Here is a 22,327-nt window from a genome sequence, read left to right on the forward strand (position 1 = left end):
TCGCCCGCCCCAACACCGGTATTAGACCCATGACAATTTGGTGGCGACGACACCGAAGCTGGCTGACGCCTGCTCTCCTTCTCGCACCGGGACTGCTCCTGTTCCTGGTCATCATCGTGGCTTCGTCGATCGAAACCTTCCTGATCTCGTTTTTCGAGTGGGATGGCATCGGTCCGAAGACATGGATCGGGCTTGGCAACTACATCGAGCTTCTCGAGGATCCGCAGTTCTACACATCGCTGAAGAACAACCTGATCTGGCTCATGATGTTCTTGCTAGCGCCTCCCGCGGGGCTTGCCATCGCGCTGCTCGTCAATCAGAAGATCGCCGGGATGCGGCTGGCGAAGTCGTTGTTCTTCATGCCGCTGGTTCTTGCGGCCGTGACCGTCGGCGTCATCTTCAACTGGTTCTACGATCCCACGTTCGGTCTGCTCGCCATCATCTTCAACGCGCTCGGCGCGACGGCGCCTGCTCTTCTGTCCGACGAGCATCTCGTGACCTTCGCGGTCATCATCGCTGCTCTTTGGCCGCAGATCGCTTTTTGTCTGGTTCTGTTCCTCGCAGGCCTCAACAATCTGGATGAAGACCTGATCGGGGCCGGACGCGTCGATGGCGCGCGCGGATGGAACATGCTGCGCCATGTGGTGCTGCCGCAACTGACGCAGGTTGCCTTCATTGCGATCGCCATCACGCTCGTCGGTGCCTTGCGATCCTTCGATCTGATTTCGGTCATGACGGCAGGCGGCCCGTTCGGTTCGTCCACGGTCCTTGCCTATCAGATGTATGAACAGTCGATCTTCTCCTACCGCTTCGGTTACGGCGCGGCGATCGCAACCGTCCTGTTCCTGATCATGGCGGTGTTCATCGCCTGGTACCTGCGGGGCCTGATCAAGGCCGAGAAAGGGACTTAACACCATGTATCCCCGCCCCATTGCCGAAACACACTCCGGTGCCCGCGCGCTTTACATGACGATGGTCTGCGCCATCCTCGTTCTTTGGCTGCTGCCCCTCTTCGCCATCATCCTGACGTCGTTTCGCTCGTTCGAAGATGTCATGGCCGGCAACTACTGGGGCTGGCCAACCGAGTTCAAACTCGTCGACAACTATGTCGCCGTCTTCCAGCAGACGAAGATGATGCAATACTTCGTCAACAGCCTGATCATCACGGTGCCCTCGGTCATCATGGTGCTGGTGTTGTCGACCATGACGGGCTTCGTGCTGTCGCGATATCCATTCCCCGGATCCATGGTGATCTTCGTGCTCTTTGTCGGCGGGAATTTCCTGCCGCAACAGATCATGATGATTCCGATCCGGGACCTCATGGTGTCGCTTGGGCTTTACGACACCTTCTTCGCACTGATGGCCTTCCACATCGCCTTCCAGACGGGATTTGCCACCCTCTTCATGCGCAATTTCATTGCGGCCCTGCCGGCGGAGCTCTTTCAGGCAGCCCGTGCAGAGGGCGCCTCGCCATGGCAAATTCTCATCCATATCGTGGTGCCGTTGGTGCGGCCGGCCCTTGCAGCACTTGCCATCCTCACCTTCACATTCATCTGGAACGACTACTTCTGGGCAATCGTGCTGACCCAGAGCGATGCGGTGAAGCCCGTGACTGCGGGTCTTGCCAATCTCAAAGGCGAATGGGTGTCGCAGTGGAACATCGTCTCTGCCGCCACGATCTTCGTCGCCATTCCACCGGTCCTGATGTTCTTCCTGATGCAGAAGCACTTCGTCTCGGGCCTGACCATGGGCGCGGTCAAGGGATGACCGACTGTGCCCGGCCTTTCATCGACATACTTGCAAGGGGCTGACCAATGAGCAGCGTCAAACTCGAAAACCTTCAGAAGCACTATGCCCAATTTCACGCTCTGAAGGATATCAATCTGACCATCGACAAGGGCGAGTTCATCGTCATGGTCGGCCCATCCGGGTGCGGAAAATCAACGCTTCTCAAGACGATCGCAGGCCTCGAAACGGTCACGTCGGGCACGCTCTCGATCGGCGGGCGCGACGTGACCCATGAAGAACCGGGTGATCGCGGCATCGCGATGGTCTTCCAGTCCTACGCGCTCTATCCCCATATGACGGTCGCCGAAAACATGGGGTTTGGCCTGAGAATGGCAAAGCGCCCACAGGCGGAAATCGACGCGGCCGTCAGGCGCGCTGCGGAGATCCTCAGGATCACCGAGCAGCTCGACAAACGGCCAAGGCAACTCTCGGGAGGCCAGAGGCAGCGCGTTGCCATAGGTCGTGCGATTACCCGCTCTCCTGAAGTCTTTCTCTTCGATGAGCCGTTGTCCAACCTCGATGCAGCGCTGCGCACGCAGATGCGGGTCGAGCTTTCAACGCTGCATGCACAACTCGGCTCGACCATGATCTACGTGACCCACGATCAGGTCGAGGCAATGACCATGGCAACCCGAATCGTCGTCTTGAACAAAGGCGAAATCGAGCAGGTCGGCTCGCCGCTCGAGCTCTACAGCAATCCGAAGAACCTCTTCGTTGCCGGCTTTCTCGGTGCGCCCCGCATGAACTTCTTCGAGGGCACTGTTGCGGACATCTCGGGCCATACGGTTACCACAGCCATTGAAGGTCTTCCGCCCGTCAGCCTCGTTATTGCTGACGCCCAGGCTCTGTCTGCGGGGGACAAGATCACGCTCGGCGTTCGACCGGAGAAGCTGGTCACACATGGCAAGGCGAGCGTGACGGTTCCGGCACGCGTCCGGCTCGTCGAGCATCTTGGACGGGAGACCGTGTTTTATGCCAATGCCTCCCCCTTGAAGACTTCCGGATCCGATACCAGAACGGAGAATGTCACCGTGCAGGTGCCACAGATCGTGCCGTTTTCGAGCGATGCCGCCGTCACGATCGGCTTCGAGATCGCCGATGTCTATCTGTTCGGCCCGGATGGGCGGACCCTCACCGCACCCAAGCCGCTGCAAGCCATTTGAATACCAGGAGCATTCCCATGAAACGTACTCAGCCCGCGCCACTTTCCGCCTGGCGGCCGATCAATCTCGATGACTTCCTGCTTGGCGTCCCGCACTACCCCGAACATGTCGACGAAAGCTACTGGCAGCGCGATGCAGACCGCATGAAGGAAGCCGGTTTCAATGCTGTGCGCATGGGCGAGTTCGCCTGGCATATCTGGGAGCCCTTCGAGGGCAAGTTTGACTTCGATCTCTTCGACCGCGCTATCGAGGTGCTGGGCAAGGCTGGCATCAAGACCATCCTATGCACGCCGACTGCTACGCCGCCGCGCTGGCTGACGATGAACTATCCGGAAGTGCTGCGCGTGGATCGCAACGGCCGGCGCGCAAGCCATGGTTCGAGACAGCATTGCGATACCACGAGCCCGGTCCTGCGGCAGCACAGCCGCCGGATCACAGCAGCCATGGCCGAGCACTACAGGGACAACCCGCATGTCATCGGCTGGCAGACCGACAATGAACTGAACACGACGGTTTCGGAATCCTTCTCGGACTCCGCCGCGCTCGCGTTTCGCAATTATCTGAGACATCGCTATCAGACGATCGATGACCTGAACTTCGCCTGGGGTGGCCACTTCTGGGCCACGGCCTACGACAATTTCGACCAGGTGGTCCTGCCTTTCCCAATGGCACCGTCGTTCAGCAGCCCTGGCCACGTGCAGGACTACCACCGCTTCCTTGCCTGGGCGACGGCTGCGTTTCAGCGCGACCAGGTCGAGATCCTGCGCGCGGCCAATCCGGACTGGTTCATCTTCCACAATCTCGGCAACCTGCACGACATCGATTTCCGGGCAGAGTTCGGTCAGGATCTGGATTTCATCGGCTTTGACATCTATCCGATGCTCTACGACGAGTTCCGGCGGACCAATGGCCATGCCGCGACGCAGGCGCTGCAGCTGGATCTCTGCCGCAGCTACAGCGGCAATTTCCTGGTGCCCGAGCAGGCGTCGGGCCTCGGTAGCCAGCCCTCCTTCACGACGATGAATCCGGAGCCGGGCGAGATGCGGCGCATGGCCCTGTCCTCGGTGGCACGCGGGGCCGATGGCCTGATGTTTTTCCGTTGGCGCCCGGCCCATTTTGGCGCCGAGATCTACTGGATGGGTATCATCGATCACGATGACGTCCCGCGCCGACGCTACGAGGAAGCCAAACAGTTTGCCTCTGACATCCATAAGATCAAGGATCGCCTGCTCGGGACTTCCGTGCACATGGACGTTGGCATCGCCGGCGCCGATTTCGACAATCAGGAGGCGCACAAGACCTATCCGATCGGCCTGCCCTCGCCCCAGGATGACGCAACACTCCTGCATGCGCACTGCTATCGGCGCGGCATTGCCTGCGGCTTCGTTCATCCGGAAGATGACCTATCGCGGCTCAAGGTCTTCTATGTGCCGCATTGGGTCATGTGGAAGCCGGAGTGGACCCCGAAGCTCGAAGCTTTCGTCGAAGCGGGCGGCACCCTGATCGTCGGGGCGATGACAGGGACTCGCGATATCAACAATCATATCATCCGCGAACAGGCACCCGGTGGAGCACTGGCGAAGCTTTGCGGCGTCAAGGTCGTCGAATTCGGCCGTTTGACCGCGAAGAACGGAGACGGGCTGTTCCAACGAATGACGCCTGCAGCAGGGCTCTACGACAATCCGAACCGCGCAGCCCCGTCTTCGGCAGAACGGATCTACACCCTGAACTTTGCCGGACGGCAAATTGACGTCGAGCATCTCTACGAGCAAATCGAGACCGAAGCGGACGTTGAGATCCTGGCACACTGGTCAAACCGGTTCCTCGACGGCGAGGCGGCCATCACGCGCCGCAAAGTCGGCAAGGGAGAGGTCGTCTATGTTGCAACCTATCTCACGCCGGAACTGGTCGAGGCTCTGGACGAGAACATCCTGGCAGCGCGCGGCGTGAGCCCACTGCTCGACGCGTTTCCAACCGGTGTCGAGGTCACGCTGCGCAGTTCCGGCAGCCAGAAGCTTCTGTTCGTCCTCAACACACTAGAGACTGAGGCTATGGTTCGCGGCCTGCCGACCGGTTTCGACTTACTTTCGGGACGGGCCGTAGCGGATGAGGAAACGCTTGAGGGCTATGGCTGCCTGGTCATCAGTCTCGGCTGAAATCAACGAATAATCTCCCAAGCGACTGGGGCGGTGGAACGTCGGTTTCATCGCCCCTCTTTTATTCCGCTTCCTTCGGACCGCTGCCACTGGCCTCAAAATTGAACAGAGCCTGCGTTGCAAGGGCAGCCGCTCCCGAGCTCCAGAAGTTATCCCGCTCATCCGGAACAATCGCGGGCGGCTCTTCGTAACATCGCGCCGCCAAACTTTCGCGCATCGGCCCAAAGAGCAGATCGCCGAAGCTGACGGCTTCTGCGCCAACGATCACGACCTCGGGATCCATGATGTTGACCGCGTCTGCCAGATGGAAACCAATCGCCCTGCCCGCTTCCTGCAGAATGCGCCGGGCAACGGGATCTCCCTGAATGGCTGCCTCTTTCATCGCATATCGATCAACACCGGGGGCAAGCCCGCGCTCAGAACGCCAGGCCTCGACAATTGCCGGCTCGGAGTAGCGGGCTTGAAGGCATCCTCTGCGGCCGCATTCACATAGAGGGCCGTTCGGGTCATGCGTTACATGTCCCAGTTTACCGGCCCGACCATGGGCGCCTCGATGAATGATACCGTCATTCACCGTCGCACAGGCAATGCCCACGCCAAGAGCGAGTGCCGTGAACACCTTGTGATGCCGTCCAAGCCCAAAGAGGTGCTGCGCCAAAGCAAAAGCAAGCGTATCGTCTTCCATCCAGACCGGTGCATTGATCCGCTGCTGCAACATTCTTCCAAAAGGCACGTTTTCCCACTGGAAGCGTCGGCTCTGCACGCAGATCGCCTGCTCGATATCGACGGTCGCCGGCATGGAGAAACCGATGCCAATCAGCTTGCCTTGCAAGTCCGGAGCCGTGCGGCGCAGTCGGATGACGGCTTGTTCGGCGGCATCAAGCACATCCTCCGGCTTGGACGACTTGTACTCGACCGTCAGGCTGGACAGCACCTGGGTCGACAAATCGGTCAGGACGCAACCAAGCGTGCCGACATTCATCTTGATGCCTATCGCGTAATGGCCGCCATAGTTCAGCTCCAGGGGGATTGGCCGCCTTCCGCTTGCGCCCGGCTGTGTATCCCCTTCGCGCAGATAGCCTTCGGCAATCAGGTCTGCGACAACGAAGGTGACGGCCGCTGGACTTAATCCAGTCACGGTTGCGATGTCGGCCCTGCTTGCCGGACCTTCACGCCGAAGAAGGTTCAGTATGAGCCGCCGGTTCATGGCTCGGGTCATACGCTGATCAATCTTCACGAAATCGACACTCCACACACTGCTGCCGTCTTGACGAGAGATACTCAACTACCAGATCGCGTGGATGTTGTCGCCCGAATGAAACGCCACGCCTTGGCGGAACATCGTGACGACCCGCAGGATGGTTCTCATGAAAATGCGAGGTCTTTTCATCACCATAGGCTGGTGATCCTTCATGCGTGGCTCCACTTTCGATTGACCAGGAACACGAGGCTTTGAGGAGCGACATCGCCGACCGGATGGAAAGCTCATCGCGATTGCTGGGACTTCAGGCCGACATGGCTCGGCCGTCAGCCTTGAAAGTCAACGCCGCCCTTAAGGTGGCCCGGATCAACTCATGATCACGAAATCCCTGCCCGAGCGGCTGTCGGGGGCAAGCGGCGTGTCGGTAAGGATGAGGACCGCGCCAGGATGCAGGACCTTTTGCATGTTTGCGACAAAGGACGGGTCGGCCGAGATGCGGGAGAGGACGTCTTTAGCCTCGCCGACGACACGGGGATCATCGACGGAATTCGAAAACGCGATCCAGCGCATGCCTTCTACGGCCTGATCGAGAGCTTGCAGCAGGAAGACGTGGCTGCCGAGCCTGTCCTTGCCGCTGACGGTGATCTGGCCCTCTGCCCGGATCTCCGAGTTCTCCACCAGCAGCGCACGGCCGTCATAGGTTGACATGATCACCGAAACCACGGGCTGCTTGCTCAGGTCTGTCCAGTCGGTGGGGCGCTCCTTGCCGTGCAACGCTGCGACCGCGCCTTCGAACTCCCGTGCCGCATAGGCGCCGAGCACCATGCCTGGGTGGGTCATTTCATAGGGATCGGTGGCGGAACCGGAGATGATCACAGGGGTCCCGAGATGGGTAATGCCGAACAGACGCTCGGAAAAATCAAGCGGCAGGCGCACGCAGCCATGCGAGGCCGGATAGCCCGGCAGATTGCCGGCATGGAGGGCGATACCGGACCAGGTGAGCCTGTTCATGTTCGGCATCGGCGCATCGTCATAGGTGCTGGATTTGTGGTGCTTGTCTTTCTGCAAGACCACGAACACGCCGGTCGGCGTCTCATGACCCGGCTTTCCGCTCGAGCAGGTGGAAACGGCGATGCGAATTCCATTTCGGTAGACGTGGACGCGCTGCTCCGGCAGCGAAACGACGATTGCGACCGGGCCTGTCCGCTGTCTCTCCGGATGCCAGGTGAATTCGCCGGGCTTCAGGGTGGCGATGTCCTTCATCACTTCCCCGGCCAGGATCGCAGCAGGATGACCAAGAAGTGCCACCGTCGACAACCCCTTCACAAAGAGGCGTCTGCTTCCGTCTGTCTTCGTCATGGTCGATCTCTCGTTCACAATTTCGACGGGAGCGACCATCTCAGGGCCGACCGCGGGTGTCCAATGAGTTTCTCTCTTGAATTTTAAACAATCCTCATGAAACGTTAGTTTCAGGCGCACCCACTCTCGCTTGTTCCAGGGTGCAGGGCGCCCGATTTCGCGCGGATTGCCGCATCAAGGATTACGCGATGGATTTCAGGCATAATCTCAGGGCGTTGCACACGTTTGAAACGGTATCGCGCCATCTGTCCGTGGCCGCAGCAGCGGAAGAACTGGGCGTCACGCAGAGTGCCGTCAGCCATCAGCTGCGGCTGCTCGGAGAGATCGTTGGAGAACGGCTGATCCAGAAGAACGGTCGCGGCATTGCGTTGACGGATGCCGGACGGGACCTTGCGCGACGACTACAGCCGGCGTTTGCCGAGATTGACCGCTCGCTGGCCGAGGCCATCGGCGGCACGCGCGATCGCGTGCGGCTTGCCATCTGCAGCAGTTTCGCCCAGGCCTGGCTCGTTCCTCGGCTTCACTCCTTCTATCAGGCCCATCCGGATATCGATCTGCAGATCGTGATGTATGCGCAGGATCCGGAGCTTTCCGATGCCTCTGGCGATGCCTTCGTGACGACGCTGCCGAGGGATCGCGGCTACCATGCGCAACTGCTCTGGCCGGAGAACCTCGTTCCCGTCGTGTCCTCGGCGGTTGCCGCACGAAAGAAAGGTTTCCGCTACATCACGACCGAGCTACAACCCGGCAAGATCGGAAGCGACTGGCAGGCCTATGCACGATACACAGGACGGGCCGATCTCCTGCCGCTCGACTGCCGATGGCTGTTTGCCTCGCATTATGTGATCGCGCTCGACATGGTGCGCCGGGATCTTGGTGCAGCGCTGGTTCCAGACTTCCTCGCACAGCCTGAACTTGAGGCAGGAAACCTGTCAGTTCTCGATCCAGCGAAACTCTCGACACATGAGGATTACCACCTCTGCATAAAGGAGAGCCGCCGTACGGAGCCTGCCCTCGACGCGCTGGTGCGCTGGTTCAAACAGGAGCTGGGAAAGTCCCAGCGATGTGAGGAGAAGGAGAAGCTGAAATTGGTGCAACCATGAGACTTTCTCATATTAGACTAATTTAATTCACTGGTTCACAACCTTCGAGCATGCCAGTCTGAAGACATCGGTAGGTTGCACGGCAACTGATCCAGGCTTTCCCAGCGGGAGATATCCGATGCGTATGTGGCGTGCGTTCGTAGGTGGAGTGGTCGCTATGGCGCTCGTCGCCGTCGCGGAGAGCGGGCAGCAAACGGCGGTCGCGCAGGAACGCAGCGCCCGTGTCGAATTCAGCCGTGGTCAGAGCTCGACAGTCATCCGCGGCACCGTTCGCGGATATGAAGGTGTAAACTACCGCATCAATGTCCGTGGCGGTCAACGTATCGCCGTCACGATGGATAGTTCGAACGGTAGCAACTACTTCAACATTCTCGCACCCGACAGCGGCGAAGCGCTGTTCAACGGTTCGGTGTCCGGCGATTTCGCCGACATCATTGTTCCTGAAAGTGGCGACTATGTCGTGCAGGTCTACCTCATGCGCAATGCCGCTCGCCGCAACGAGCAGGCGCGATTTACGCTGAGGATCGAAGTGACGGGGGGACGCCCCGCGGCGGCGCCCCAGCCGGACTTTGCCGACGGCCTTTCAGGCGGACCCGATTTCTTTCAGGTCGCCGGCGTAACGCCGGGAGATGCCCTGAACATCCGCAGCCGACCGAGCGCACAAAGCCCGATCGTCACCCGCGTCGTAAATGGCGAGATCCTGCGCAATGGCGGATGCCGCATGACAGGGCAGACACGCTGGTGCCGCGTGTCGCGACCCGACGGCAGCGCTTCGGGATGGGCGGCCGGACGGTTCCTGATCGAGGCGAGCAACTGAATTCTTGGGAGCATCGAAGGCAGATACCGCGACAAGAAGGGGAAAAGGCATGAAGAAGTTCCTGGTGACGACCAGCATGATCTGCATGACAGCCTCGGTTCTGTCGGCCTGCACCACGGATGGTGCCTCGCAATCGCCGCCGATGGCGGCGGCGACCCAGCCCCTGATGGACGAAAGCGTTCCACCGGCGGCGCGCAGTGCATGCCTGGCGGCAGTGTCCAACACCACAAACAACGGCGACGTGGAGATTACGGAGATGATCTTCTCGGAAGCCAATTCGCAGGTGACGGTCGGCGTGGGTCCGACGCGTGCGCCCTGGCGGTGCCTTGTTTCGAACAGCGGCGTGGTGGCCAACGTCATGTCGCTGACGAATGAAGGTTCGCTCTGATCGGACCGATGCGGTGCCGGCGTTCCGGCACCGGTCTTGCGCACCAGCGGCGGCCACCGACTGGCATCTGTCATGCTCGACCGTGAAGGGGGGACCCCATGCAGCGTCTGACTTCGCTCGCCTTTCTCTATCTGTCGGCCTCTGCCTGCGTACTGGCTGCCGACAAGGTTCCTGTGCCGGAGATCGGACCGGACCAGCTGTCGTTCTCGGTCAGCAACATGGACCCCTCCGTGGATCCGGGCGCGGATTTCTATCGCTATGCCGCGGGCGGCTGGCTCGACCGCGTTGAGCGGCCGGCTGATCGCGTCAGCATCGATACTTTCGACTTCATGGGCCGAAGGCTGACCGCGCAGATGCAGAACCTGATGGCGGATGCCGGCGATAAGGCCGCCACAGCAAAACAGGGCAGCCCGCTGCAGCAGGTCGGCGCTTTCTACAACTCCTATATGGATACTGCCGCGCTTGACGAGAAAGGCATGACGCCAATCGAGCCGGAACTCGCGCGCATCGACGCCATTACCGGGATGGACGACCTCGCCACCTATCTCGGACGCTACATTACCGTCGCCGGCGAGGTGGCACTCGTCGGCTTCGTCCCATCGACCGATCAGGCCGATACCACAAAAATGGCACTCTTCCTCGTCGAGGGATCCCTGATCTTCAACCAGGAAAACCTCTACGACGCCCCGTCGGGCTCGGAACTGGACCTCGCACTTCGCGCCAATCTGAGGCAGGTTCTGGAAACCGCCGGCTATGACGAGGCCCGCGCGGTGGCGGTGGTCGATATGATCGCCGATCTCGAACGGGAGCTGCATTCCGCCTCGCTGACGCCGGTCGAGGCGATGAACCCCGCCAACAGCTATCAGCCTAAAAGCCTGAATGAGCTCCAGGCAGAGATCCCCAGCCTTGATTTCGGCAGGATGCTGGCCGCTGTTGACGTTTCGCCACCGGAAACGATCGTCCTCACCCAGCCGCGCTATTTGTCCGCCCTTGAGAAGATGCTCAAGAACCGTCCGATCGGGGACATCAAGGACTATCTGAAGGTCAAGGTGATCAATCATTTCAAACGGTATCTCGGCACCCGCTTCGATGCGACAGCGCAAGAGTGGAACAAGATCGTCTATGGCATCGACCGGCTCCCACCCCGGTCGGAGCTCGTGCAATCGGCCCTGCAGTCCAATCTCGGCCATCCGGTTTCACGCCTCTATGTCGAGCGCCACTTTACCGAAGACACCAAGGCAAAAGCACGGGACATGGTGGAGCGCGTCCACCAGACCTTCCAAAACCGTATGCAGACGAGAGACTGGCTGGCACCGGAGACCAAGAAGGCAGCCCTCGGGAAGCTGGAGAAGCTCTCCTACAAGATAGGCTACCCCGAAACCTGGATCGATTATTCCTCGGTCGATATCCGCGCCGATGACCTCGTCGGGAATATCATGCGGCTCACCGCCTTCGATGCGGGCCGAAGCTATTCCAAGCTCGGTAAACCCGCCGTCAGCGAAGACTTTTCGGACAGCCGCACGACGCTGCCGGTTATCATCAATGCCGGCTACAGCATGTCAAAGAATGGCTTCGAAGTTCCGGCGGCCATCCTTCAACCGGCCGCCTTCGAGGCGGACAAGGACGCAGCCACCTACTTCTGCCGCATCGGCGCCGTGCTCGGCCACGAGATGACCCATGGCTTCGACAGCCGTGGCCGGCTCTATGATGCGAAGGGCAATCTGAAGGACTGGTGGAAGCCTGAGGATGCTGCGGCCTTCGAAAAGGAAGCGGAGAAGCTGATCGAACAGGCCAGCGCCTACGAGGTGCTGCCGGGGCTGAAGCTCAACGGTGCGCTCAGCGTCGGCGAGAACATGGCCGATGTCGGCGGCATCAACTTCGCCTATGAGGCGCTTCAGGACTATCTGGCGGAGCATCCGGACGAAAACGTCAGCATCGATGGCCTGAGCCCGGCACAGCGCTGCTTCATTTCCTGGACCCAGTTCTGGGCAATGAAGGTGACGGATCAGGCCATCCGCAGCGTCTTCATGAGCAATGCCCATCCGCCGGGCTTCTACCGAGCAACCGCCGCCCTCAAGCATGTCGATGCCTTCTACGAGGCCTTCGACATCGGAGAGGGCGACAAGGAATGGCTGAAGCCGGAACGGCGTGTCAGGGCGTGGTGAACTTACCGTCAGATCTTGAAGCAAATAGGTGCAAAGGAGAGTGACCATGAAACGCATCATCGCATTGTTTGCGGCGGCCACACTGGCCTTCCAGGTCGGCATCCCACTGGCCGAGGCCGGCATGAGCGACAAGGACAAGGCAGCCGCCGCCGCAGCGGCCATCGCCATTCTCGGCATTGCAGCTCTGGCGCACAACAAGCACCACTATCAGGAGGGCTACGAGCCCGGCGGCGGCGAGGAGATGGCCGAATTCGAGCGCGGCTATCGTGACGGCGTTCACGGCTACCCCTACTGGGAAGGCAATCGCACACGCGGTTATGCCGAGGGCTACCAGGCCGGTGATCGCGAGCGCGAAAACTCGATGGCGCATCGCATGCAGCCGGTCGCTGAACGGGCGCCTCCAATGGCCTATCAGGGCTGTGCCGATATCGTCGCGCGGAACTTTGCCGTCGGGATGCACCAGGTGCACTTCACCAAGGCTCGCTCCCCCGGAAAACACGAGTGGCAGATCGAAGCCGCCGTCGGTCGGCAATACATGACCTGCACGATGCGGGATACCGGCGAACTGATTGATCTCAGAGGTGGGCGTCTATGATGCCTGCCGACGGGTCGCGGACACAGATTCAGCGATCCGTTTTCATGACGGAAAATGCAGTCAAAGAGGGATTTTGAAATGGACTATACCGGCATATTGGCCTTGATCTCCTTCCTCACTGGCAACGCCGAGGAAGGTTTCGCCGATTTGAAAGCGGGCACGGCAGGAAGCGCGCCGATCACCCAGATCATCTGCCCCCGTCCGCTTCCCGTCGACGAGATCGAAGGCAAGACCGTCTTCTGTGGACGGGTGCAGGTCCCGGAGGACCATTCGAAGCCTGATGGCAAGAAGATCAGCCTCGATTTTGCGATCCTTAAGTCGCATTCGATTTATCCCGAAGCCGATCCGCTCGTTTACCTCCAGGGTGGCCCCGGCGCCAGCGCGATGGTCCAGATCCCGCTTCTTGCCCGAGCATTCGAACCCTGGCGCACGACGCGCGACGTGGTCTTCTGGGACCAGCGGTCGGCCGGTCTCTCGGGCCAATCGGTGAAGTGTTTCAATGCCCTGGCCTCCAACGCGGCGAAAATCGCCAAGAAGGAATACACGACCACTGCCATCGACGGATCGAACGAGAACAACAACACCATCGCCGATTGCCTGCGGGAAATCGAAGCCGCCGGGATCGATATCTCCAAATACAACACCACCGAAAATGCCAAGGACGTCTCAACGATCATCAAGGCGCTCGGCTACACGAGCTACAACATGTATGGCGTGTCCTATGGCACGAAGCTTGCCCTGGAGACCATGCGCGTCGCGCCCGAGGGCATCCGTGCCGTGATCATCGACGGCGTGGCCCCGTCCTGGGTAAAGCTCTACGACACCTTTGCGCAGAAGGTCAGCGAGCCGATCGAACACGTGGTCGAGCAGTGCAAGGCGGATGAGACCTGCAACGCCGCCTTCCCGGAGCTCGACAAGATCATCATCGAGACGCTTCATGCGGCCAAGGCTGGCAAGGTCATCCACCAGGGAAAGGCGATTGAGCCCAAGACTATCTTCCGCCCCTTCGAGGAGCGCAACACGAAATACGGCAACCTGTCGATGACGCCTTACCTTCCGGCCTTCATCTACGAGCTGCATCGTGGCAAGGAGATGCCGACCGTCGACCTGCTGGTCGGTCGCGACTTCGTCATGCCTATGCCGGGCGATGACGACGTTGCCAAGGTGTCCGCGACGCTGCCCAAGGCACAGCGCGCCCTGATCGGCACCTTGGCCGACAATGCCGTGATTTCGGCCAGGCTAGACCGCTCGAACCAGAGCATCATGGAACAGTTGCGCGACGAGATCGACACGGAAAGCAACTATGGACCCGTCGCAATCCTGTTCGACACCGAGCTGGAAAAAGCGCTGATTGCTGCACGCGGGAGCGATGACGCAAAGGCTGCCGGGATGGTTGCCGACTACGCCGCCCTGCAGAACATCAATCCCTCGAAGGGCGCCCTTAGTGCCTTCGTCAAGACCCATACAACGGGCGAGGCCACAGCCCGGCTGACCGCCCTGATCGACAGCATGAGCGAAGCGGAAGTCGCCGGCTACTTCGCCATCATCCAGCGGGATGTCGCCAAATCGGAGCAAGGCTTCTTCGGCGATCTCTATCTCTTCAACTATGCCTGCCAGGAGGACCTGCCCTTCAACAGTTTCGAGGGCTACCAGGCATTCACGGCCGCCCAGAAATACCCCTATATCGGCGACGACGCCGACGATGCCGCGCGCTTCGTCTTCGGGTCCTGCATTCCGTTCAAGAAGGTCCAGCGCGACAATTGGCAGGTCCCGGTCAAGAGCGACATTCCCACACTCTCAATCGGCAGCCTCTATGACAGCCAAACACCGGCAAGCTGGGCCAAAGTCGCGACCGAACAACTCAGCAACGCTCAGGTCTTCATGATCCCGGAGGCCGGCCATGGCGCCCTGCTTTATCAGCCCTGCGTGGCCGATATGGGTGTGGCCTTCATCAACCAGCCCGGTCGAAAACTGTCGAATGATTGCGCGGAGAGCATCAAGATCGAGTGGCATATCCCGGACTGGGCAAAGGCAGCAAAGTGAGGGCAGCCACTTGGCTCACCAGCAACAGACGAGGGAGTTCGGAAATGCTACGGAGGGGCTCAGGCCACTCTGGCTGCGGATCCTGCAGTTTCCGCTGATACGCATCTTGCTGCTTGCCCCGCTGCTCTTCGTTCTGATGGGCGTCAGCAACGGCTTCTGGGGCGGGCAGTTTGCCGACCGCCCACCGCTTGCGATCGGAAGTGCCGCTCTGATGGCAGCTCTTGCGATCGCCGTTTATGTCGCATTTGTCCGCTTCGTCGAACGACGCCCGGTCAACGAATTGGCACGGGCACCGCTGGCGCGCGAACTGGGAGGGGGGCTTCTGGGGGGCGCCGGTCTCTATACGCTGTGCGTGATGATCCTGATGGTGCTCGGCGTTTACCGCGTCGATGGGATCAACCCCTTCCCCCTCATCCTGCTGTCAATCGCCATGGCGATCAGCTCCAGCGTCTTCGAGGAACTGCTGCATCGGGGCGTGATTTTCCGCAATGTGGAGGAACTCGCCGGAAGCTGGATCGCGCTCCTGGTCTCGGCTCTGATCTTCGGGCTGCGCCACCTCGGCAATCCGGAGGCGACCCTGCTGGGTGCGCTGGCAATTACTTTCGAAGCCGGAGTTCTGCTCGCGGCTCTCTTCCTTCTCACCCGACGACTATGGCTCAGCATCGGCTTCCACATGGGCTGGAACTTCGTGCAAAGCGGAATCTATTCCGGCTCCGTCTCCGGCGCCTTCAAACAGCCCGGTCTGTTCAGGGCGACACTCGAAGGACCAGAGTTCCTGACAGGCGGCAGCTTCGGCATGGAGGGAAGTGTGGTGGCGTTCGGCCTCTGCACCGCCACGGGGCTTCTGGTGCTGCACGCGGCGGCGAAACGGGGCAACATGCTGCCACCGATGTGGAAACACAGTGGACGATAACAGAGAATCCAGCCGGATCACGGCGGGCATCGCCAACCCTGTGGAGCTTGAGCAAGAGGCAGGACGACATGAAATTCGCACACGGACAAGCCCGCCTCCCTTTCAGTCTGGTGGTCTACGGCATCTGGGCCACGATCACGATCTACGGGGGGATCTGGCTCAGCGGCGGTCAAAAGCAGTCGCTCACCGAGGGACTGGCGAAAGGACCGCTCTGGAATGTCGTCGCCGCCTTCCTTTTCCTGGTGGCCGTCATTCTGGTGACGGGTTGGCGCGACCTCAAATTCGTGGCCCCAAGGCCGATGAGCTCGCTTCGCATCATGTGGCTGCCGGCACTCTACATTGTGACGTTTCTCGGCCTTGCTGCGGTGATCGGATTGCCCCCGCTCGATCTGATGCTGATGATCCTTCTCAGCACTATTTTCGTCGGACTGTCGGAGGAAACCATGTTTCGCGGCATCCTGTTTCAGGCGTTGCGAACGCGCGTGAAGCTGTGGCCAGCGATGATCGGGACCTCGGTGCTCTTCGGCTCTGTTCACATCCTCAACGCGCTGACGACGGGGGAACTGCTGAACGCCATGCTGCAGGCTTTCACCGCGACCCTCAGCGGTTTCGCCTTCATGGCCATTCTCGTGCGGACGGGATCGATCTGGCCGGCGATCATCTACCACGCGCTTTGGGATTTCGGCACGTTCTCGATCTCGGCCAGCCAGCAATCGGCCCCCCAGGGCCCCGGAGGGGAGGTCGGAGGATGGGCGTTCGTGCTGCCTGTGCTTCTGGTGTTGCCCCATTTTCTCTACGGGATCTATCTCCTGCGCAACGTTCGAAACGAAGATGTGCTGAGCACGGATCAGCCGTCCGATCGCTGAAGACTTTCACGCTCAAGCGTGAGCTGACATGAACACAGATCGCTGGCCCAACCGGTTGACGCGGAACAAAGACACCTGCGCGCCGTTGGCCCCTCGGGCGGGAGCCGTTTCACCCGTCGACAAAAGGGGAGCCAGAGATGGATGAAACCGGTAAGAGCCGAGATCATAAGGCGACAAGCCACGATCCGGGGACTCCGCAATATTCCGGCGCGACCGGAGGGTGGGGATCTCTCAAAGGGATCCTGAGCACCTATGGAAACGCGCATGCCTCCCCGGAGGCACTGAAGATCCTGGCCACGCAGAACAAGCCCAAAGGCATGATGTGCACTTCCTGCGCCTGGGCCAAACCTGCTGATCCGAATGCGTTGGAGTTCTGCGAAAATGGCGCGAAGGCGACACTCTGGGAAGCGACGACGCGGCGGGTCACACCAGAGTTTTTCAGCGAGCATACCGTTTCAGAGCTTCGTCAATGGCACGACCATGACCTGGAAGCCGAAGGGCGTCTCACCCATCCCATGCGCTACGACCCCGATCGCGACCGTTACTTCGCGGTCAGTTGGGAAGACGCTTGTTCCGACATCGGTGCAAGATTGAGAGCGCTCGATCCGAAGTCGACCGTGTTCTATTCATCCGGTCACTCGGCGCTGGAGCCGGCCTATCTTTTTGCCCTGTTCGCCCGTTTGTATGGCCACAACAATCTGCCGCAGTCGTCGAACATGTGTCATGAGACGACCTCGGTCAATCTGAAGACCTTCATCGGAACGCCGGTCGGCACCTGCACGCTGGAGGATTTCAAGCATTGCGACGCGATCTTCTTCTTCGGGCAGAACACGGGGTCCAACAGTCCGAGATTCCTTCATCAGCTCAAGGATGCCGTTGATCGCGGCTGTCGGATCGTGACCTTCAATCCTGTCCGTGAAAAAGGATTGCTTGAATTCGTCGACCCGCAAAACCCGGTTCAGATGACCGTCGGAAGTCCGACGCAGATCTCAGAACAGTTCTATCAGGTCCGTCCCGGCGGCGACATCGCAGTGCTCGCGGGAATGATGAAGTGCGTGTTCGACGCTGAAGAAAAAGCCCCGGGGACGGTCCTCGATCACGAATTCATAAAAGCCCATACGACCGGCTTCGCGCCCATGCTTGAGGCCGTGAACGCCATGAGCTGGGAGATGATCGAGGCGCATTCGGGCCTCACACGCCGCATGATCGAAGCTGCAGCGGACGTTTATGTCCGCGCCAGGAATGTCATTGGCATCTACGGCATGGGGATCACCCAGCATGTGCATGGTTGGCTGAGCCTCGGCATGCTCGTCAATCTGCTTTTGCTGGGCGGTAATGTCGGGCGGCTCGGCGCGGGTATTTCACCGGTGCGCGGGCATTCGAACGTGCAGGGCCAGCGGACTGTCGGGGTGAGCGAGAAGATCGAGACGGAAGCGGTTCCCGTGGATCGGCTGGAACAGTTGTTCGGCTTTAAGGTGCCGCGGGAAGATGGCCGCAACACCGTGGCCGCCGGCGAAGGCATCCTGGACGGCTCCGTCAAGGCCATGTTGCTGCTGGGTGGCAACCTGGTCAGGGCCATGCCCGACAGGGAGCGGCTGGAAAAGGCGTGGCCCGGCCTCGATCTCACCGTCTATATCGCCACGAAGCTCAACCGATCGCACCTGACTCCCGGAAAGGTCTCTTATCTTCTGCCCTGTCTCGGCCGGACCGACCGAGATGTACAGCAGACAGGCGAGCAAGCCGTTTCGATGGAAGACTCGCTCAGCCACATCTATGGCTCGCTCGGGTCGGCGACACCGCCAGGCGAGGAGGTCCGGTCGGAGGTGGAGATCGTGTGCCGGCTGGCCAAGGCGACCCTCTCCGGCAACAATCCGAATTTGCGGTGGGACGACTGGACTGCCGATTACAGCCTGATCCGTGATCTGATCGAAGCGACCTATCCCGACCAGTTCAAGGACTTCAACGGACGACTTTTCATCCCGGGCGGGTTCTATCGAGGAAATTCCGCGCGGGAACGCACGTGGAACACGGAGAGCGGCAAGGCGCAGTTCACCACCCCCGATACAATCTCGGCCCTTGGAGAACCGCTGTCGGACGCGACCAGCAGCGATGGCCGCATGACATTGGTGACACTACGCTCCAACGACCAGTTCAATACGACCATTTACGGTTTTTCCGACCGCCTGCGCGGATTGCAAGGAGATCGAAACATCGTTCTCATCAATCGAGACGAGATGCGACGTTTCGATCTGCAGGATGGGGAGAAGATTACTCTTGTGTCGGATCTGAACGATGGCATCGACCGACGGGTCTCAGGACTGACCGTCACCGCCTACGATCTTCCCGATGGTTGCGTGGCCGGATACTACCCCGAACTCAATCCCCTGGTGCCTTTGTCCTATCACGAGAAAAACTCGGGAACGCCGGCTTACAAGGGCGCGCCGGTGCGTATTGTTGCGGGTTGATCAATCGAGACGGTCCCCCATGTTGTGCCGTCGCCCGTCTCCTTCTTCGGCAAGAGAAGAGGCCCCGATAGCTGACTGAGGTGCCGGCGAGGCCTGAAGCGCCCTGCTCTGTTTCCGCGTTCCCCGGCTTCGCCTGCCTGCGAACCAGGAGCGGCAAACCCTGCCAGTGCAGAGCCCAAGTCCACCACCCCAGACGTTCTTGCGCTTACCGGAAGCCTCAGACGTCGCACCGGTCCTGAACCGCGTTCAGGTTCCTGTCAGCTTTCCGCTTCAGTGCATCGGTTCTCTTTGATCCATGCAGGAAAGGAAGCGGGCTTGTTCAAGACGCTTTTGAGCTTCCGGCCGCGGATGCGCAGCGAGGTGCTGAGCATACTCACCGCAGGCTATCTTCTCCTCTTCGTGAACGGGACGTTTTGGCACAAGTCTTCAGTCTTCCTGAAGGACGACATGCTCGCCTTGTTTGCGCTGTCCGTCGGGCTGCTCGCGGGTTTCATTGCGCTGATGCTCACGTTCTCCGCCAAGTATCTGATCAAGCCAGCGCTGATTCTGCTCCTGCTGGCTAGCGTTGCGGGCGCGTGGTTCATGGACCGGTTCGGCGTCATCATCGACGGCGAGATGATCCGCAATGCCATTGAGACCAATCAGGCAGAAGCCGGTCACCTGATCACCGGAGCCTTCGTCCTTCACCTGTTGCTGTTCGGCTTCTTGCCGGCGTTGTTCATCACATTCGTGGACATCGTGCATCGTCCCATTCTGAAAAAAGTGGCCGTCAATATGATGATCATCGTGCCCTGCCTTGCCGTTCTGGCCCTGGCGGGGCTCTCGAACAGCGGCACGTTCATCTTCACCGCCCGCGCACACCGGGACTGGTTCCGGACGTTGAACCCGATCTTCCCGATGGTCAGCGCTGCGGGCTTCGTCATGGGAAAACATCAAGAGCAGAACATCGTCGTTCAGCCGATCGGAACGGATGCGAAGCGCATGTTAGGCAACGAACAGAGCCAACGTAAGCCAAGGGTTACGGTCGTGGTTGTTGGCGAGACTGCGAGGGCACAGAACTTCCAACTCGGAGGCTACGCGCGACAAACCAATCCTGAGCTCTCGAAACGCGATATTGTCTACTTCTCCAACACGTCGAGCTGTGGAACGGCGACCGCCGTTTCGGTGCCTTGCATGTTCTCGGTTTATGGACGCGGGGACTACACCCATGCCAAGGGGCTGGCTACTGAAAATCTGATGGATGTCCTCACCCATGCCGGCATCAAGACGGAATGGTGGGACAACAACACAGGCGACAAACGTGTCGCTGACCGGATCAAGAAAACAGACCTCTTCAGGTCGAGCGATCCGCGGTTCTGCAACGGTGGTGAATGCCTGGATCAGATCCTTGTCGATGGCCTGGACACATGGCTGGACAAGGTTGATGGCGACGCGGTTCTCGTGCTGCATCAGCTCGGCAATCACGGCCCCGCCTACTATCTTCGTTATCCCGAGGAATTCCGGAAATTCATGCCAGACTGCCGCTCGGTGGACTTTGACACCTGCGCGCCGGAAACCATTACCAACGCCTATGACAATGCCCTGCTCTACACAGATCACATCCTGTCAGAGGTGATCGACAAGCTGAACGCACAGGGCGATCGGCTGGATACGGCGATGGTCTATATGTCGGACCACGGAGAATCACTCGGCGAAAACGGCCTCTACCTGCATGGTGCACCCTACATTCTCGCGCCGAAGGAGCAGACGCATATTCCCTTCGTCGTCTGGCTCTCCCCGGGCCTGCAACAGTCTAATCACCTCGACAAGTCTTGCCTTGCTGGAAAGGCTCCCACGCCACTCTCGCACGACAATCTATTCCACAGCGTGCTCGGCCTGATGCAGGTCGAGACGGAAGTTCGGGACCCCATACTAGACATATTCTCGTCTTGCCGAGACGGAGCATCCTCATGACGCGTCACACCAAAGATGCTGCGCCGAAGCAAACGGGGATAGCCCATCTATGGTCTGCCGCTGGCTATTCGGCGGGCGGTCTGACACGGCTGACGAAGGAGGCTGCGTTTCGCCAGGAGGTTATGGCCGGTACTGGGCTGTTGGTTGCCTACGCCGTGATGGATGTGACGGCCGCCGTCCGGCTGTCGGCGATCATCCTGTTTCTCCTCCTGATCGCCATGGAAGCGGTCAATACGGCGATCGAAGAAATCATTGACCGCATCTCACCGGAGGTGTCGGCAACGGGCAAACATGCGAAGGATCTCGGATCGCTGGCTGTGTTCTGCCTGATCTTGGCCAATTCCATGCTGCTGCTTTATGCGCTCACTGTTCATCTGAAAATTTGAGGGAAGCCCCTTTCAGGGAAAGCTCGTGCTGGCGCTTGCCACACATAGAACAAGGACGCCACGGTCAGCGGCGTCCTTGTTTGTGGTCAACGAGCCTGAGCAATCAGAGAATATCGGTGCCGGCGGGGGCCCGCTTGCGACCGGTGATCATGGCGAGCACCAGGTTTTCCTGGTGCCGCCGGCTAGCATGGACCACGCCGGCCACATGCAAGGCGATTGCCACGAGCAGCAATTGCGCCAGGGCTTCATGCGTCTCCTCAACCCATTCGATGCCCCAATAGGCGTCGGTGGTCTGCATCCAACCGGTCAGGGCGATGCCGCCGATCATGATGAGCAGCACAACGACCATGGCAGCCCCGAGTGGATTGTGGCCGAGGTAGCGGGCCTCCTGGTGGCGCAGCATCTCGCCCGCATAGCGCAGGGTCCGCTTTGGCGAACGGATGAACTGACTAAAGCGCGCGTAGCCCGTTCCGGCGAGCCCGAGAACGAGGCGCAGGCCAATCAGACCGGCGGCTGTATAGCCTGCGACTTCGTGCAGGCTCTGCAACTCGTCTGCCGTCAGCCAGCACAAGGCGACACTGCCCGCAAGGCTCCAGTGAAAGAGCCTGATCGGACGATCCCAGACCTTGACTGTCGAGGCCATCGATCAGTCCTCGATCTTCATGCCGACAGTGTCGAGCGTCTGCGGGTTGAAATAGGCCTCGACCTTCTCGCCCTTGGCATTGATGGCATAGGCCTCGTAGCAGCCATCCTCTGTCTTGATCGAGCGGACCTTCCAGCCTTCGCCTTCGAGTTTGGCCAGCAGGGTCTCGCGTGGCTTCCAGTCGGCCATGGCGACATTGCATTTTTCCGACGCCAGCGCGGTGCTGCCGAATGCTGATGCGAGGCTGAGAGCTACGATGATCTTGCGCATGTGACGTGTTCCTTTCCTGTGTTGGACACGGGGAGGAAGATCAGTCTTCAAGC

At 60.0% G+C, this 22,327-nt stretch carries 20 protein-coding genes; 15 read left to right on the forward strand and 5 right to left on the reverse strand.

The annotated features are described in order from the left end of the window. The first annotated feature begins 29 nt into the window (after positions 1 to 29). Genes H6M51_RS20225 through H6M51_RS20240 form a run of 4 tightly spaced genes read left to right on the forward strand, consistent with a single transcriptional unit; the run spans position 30 to position 5,107 of the window. Positions 30 to 911 carry a carbohydrate ABC transporter permease gene (locus H6M51_RS20225; protein WP_185811606.1) on the forward strand — a complete coding sequence of 294 codons (882 nt, stop codon included), beginning with the start codon at positions 30 to 32 and terminating at the stop codon, positions 909 to 911. 4 nt (positions 912 to 915) lie between these two features. After that, on the forward strand, positions 916 to 1,767 hold the full coding sequence (locus tag H6M51_RS20230) for a carbohydrate ABC transporter permease (RefSeq protein ID WP_185811607.1): 852 nt from the start codon (positions 916 to 918) through the stop codon (positions 1,765 to 1,767). Positions 1,768 to 1,814: 47 nt separating this feature from the next. Further along, positions 1,815 to 2,951 (forward strand): ABC transporter ATP-binding protein, encoded by a 1,137-nt coding sequence (locus H6M51_RS20235; protein WP_185811608.1) that lies wholly within the window; start codon positions 1,815 to 1,817, stop codon positions 2,949 to 2,951. A 17-nt stretch (positions 2,952 to 2,968) separates the two neighbouring features. Further along, positions 2,969 to 5,107 carry a beta-galactosidase gene (locus H6M51_RS20240; RefSeq protein WP_185811609.1) on the forward strand — a complete coding sequence of 713 codons (2,139 nt, stop codon included), beginning with the start codon at positions 2,969 to 2,971 and terminating at the stop codon, positions 5,105 to 5,107. A gap of 61 nt (positions 5,108 to 5,168) precedes the next feature. Here the strand turns inward: H6M51_RS20240 and H6M51_RS20245 are convergent, their stop codons facing one another. The 3 genes from H6M51_RS20245 to H6M51_RS20250 form a co-directional block, all read right to left on the reverse strand. Beyond that, positions 5,169 to 6,314: an ROK family protein gene (locus tag H6M51_RS20245; RefSeq protein WP_185811639.1), complete on the reverse strand. Its 1,146-nt coding sequence runs from the start codon at positions 6,312 to 6,314 to the stop codon at positions 5,169 to 5,171. A gap of 78 nt (positions 6,315 to 6,392) precedes the next feature. Then, positions 6,393 to 6,521 carry a hypothetical protein gene (locus tag H6M51_RS24885; protein WP_281418973.1) on the reverse strand — a complete coding sequence of 43 codons (129 nt, stop codon included), beginning with the start codon at positions 6,519 to 6,521 and terminating at the stop codon, positions 6,393 to 6,395. A gap of 153 nt (positions 6,522 to 6,674) precedes the next feature. Next, complete coding sequence (locus tag H6M51_RS20250) at positions 6,675 to 7,667, reverse strand: L,D-transpeptidase (protein WP_185811610.1); 993 nt, start codon at positions 7,665 to 7,667, stop codon at positions 6,675 to 6,677. A 188-nt stretch (positions 7,668 to 7,855) separates the two neighbouring features. Between H6M51_RS20250 and H6M51_RS20255 the strand changes: the two genes are divergently transcribed. The 11 genes from H6M51_RS20255 to H6M51_RS20305 all read left to right on the forward strand — a co-directional run bounded on the left by H6M51_RS20255 (position 7,856) and on the right by H6M51_RS20305 (position 21,361). After that, on the forward strand, positions 7,856 to 8,770 hold the full coding sequence (locus H6M51_RS20255; RefSeq protein WP_185811611.1) for a LysR family transcriptional regulator: 915 nt from the start codon (positions 7,856 to 7,858) through the stop codon (positions 8,768 to 8,770). Between the two features lie 118 nt (positions 8,771 to 8,888). Continuing rightward, complete coding sequence (locus H6M51_RS20260; protein WP_246780601.1) at positions 8,889 to 9,587, forward strand: SH3 domain-containing protein; 699 nt, start codon at positions 8,889 to 8,891, stop codon at positions 9,585 to 9,587. Positions 9,588 to 9,636: 49 nt separating this feature from the next. After that, complete coding sequence (locus H6M51_RS20265; protein WP_246780602.1) at positions 9,637 to 9,975, forward strand: hypothetical protein; 339 nt, start codon at positions 9,637 to 9,639, stop codon at positions 9,973 to 9,975. 98 nt (positions 9,976 to 10,073) lie between these two features. Next, positions 10,074 to 12,140: a M13 family metallopeptidase gene (locus H6M51_RS20270; protein ID WP_210314885.1), complete on the forward strand. Its 2,067-nt coding sequence runs from the start codon at positions 10,074 to 10,076 to the stop codon at positions 12,138 to 12,140. A 46-nt stretch (positions 12,141 to 12,186) separates the two neighbouring features. Beyond that, on the forward strand, positions 12,187 to 12,735 hold the full coding sequence (locus tag H6M51_RS20275; protein ID WP_185811612.1) for a hypothetical protein: 549 nt from the start codon (positions 12,187 to 12,189) through the stop codon (positions 12,733 to 12,735). 78 nt (positions 12,736 to 12,813) lie between these two features. Beyond that, positions 12,814 to 14,778 carry an alpha/beta hydrolase gene (locus H6M51_RS20280; RefSeq protein ID WP_185811613.1) on the forward strand — a complete coding sequence of 655 codons (1,965 nt, stop codon included), beginning with the start codon at positions 12,814 to 12,816 and terminating at the stop codon, positions 14,776 to 14,778. A 10-nt stretch (positions 14,779 to 14,788) separates the two neighbouring features. Further along, entirely contained in the window at positions 14,789 to 15,691 is a 903-nt protein-coding gene (locus H6M51_RS20285) for a CPBP family intramembrane glutamic endopeptidase (protein ID WP_246780603.1), read from the forward strand. A gap of 68 nt (positions 15,692 to 15,759) precedes the next feature. After that, on the forward strand, positions 15,760 to 16,557 hold the full coding sequence (locus H6M51_RS20290) for a CPBP family intramembrane glutamic endopeptidase (RefSeq protein WP_185811615.1): 798 nt from the start codon (positions 15,760 to 15,762) through the stop codon (positions 16,555 to 16,557). 137 nt (positions 16,558 to 16,694) lie between these two features. Further along, positions 16,695 to 19,022 carry an FdhF/YdeP family oxidoreductase gene (locus H6M51_RS20295; protein ID WP_185811616.1) on the forward strand — a complete coding sequence of 776 codons (2,328 nt, stop codon included), beginning with the start codon at positions 16,695 to 16,697 and terminating at the stop codon, positions 19,020 to 19,022. A gap of 315 nt (positions 19,023 to 19,337) precedes the next feature. After that, positions 19,338 to 20,975: a phosphoethanolamine transferase gene (locus tag H6M51_RS20300; protein WP_246780604.1), complete on the forward strand. Its 1,638-nt coding sequence runs from the start codon at positions 19,338 to 19,340 to the stop codon at positions 20,973 to 20,975. Then, positions 20,972 to 21,361, forward strand: coding sequence for a diacylglycerol kinase (locus tag H6M51_RS20305; protein WP_185811617.1), 390 nt, complete (start codon positions 20,972 to 20,974; stop codon positions 21,359 to 21,361). The genes H6M51_RS20300 and H6M51_RS20305 overlap by 4 nt, the downstream gene beginning before the upstream one ends. Before the next feature lie 103 nt (positions 21,362 to 21,464). Here H6M51_RS20305 and H6M51_RS20310 read toward each other — a convergent pair whose 3' ends face one another. Beyond that, positions 21,465 to 22,004, reverse strand: coding sequence for a cytochrome b/b6 domain-containing protein (locus tag H6M51_RS20310; protein WP_185811618.1), 540 nt, complete (start codon positions 22,002 to 22,004; stop codon positions 21,465 to 21,467). A gap of 3 nt (positions 22,005 to 22,007) precedes the next feature. Beyond that, on the reverse strand, positions 22,008 to 22,274 hold the full coding sequence (locus tag H6M51_RS20315) for a PepSY domain-containing protein (RefSeq protein WP_185811619.1): 267 nt from the start codon (positions 22,272 to 22,274) through the stop codon (positions 22,008 to 22,010). Positions 22,275 to 22,327 lie beyond the last annotated feature (53 nt).

The organism is Rhizobium sp. AQ_MP, from assembly GCF_014237835.1.
GTDB lineage: Bacteria > Pseudomonadota > Alphaproteobacteria > Rhizobiales > Rhizobiaceae > Allorhizobium.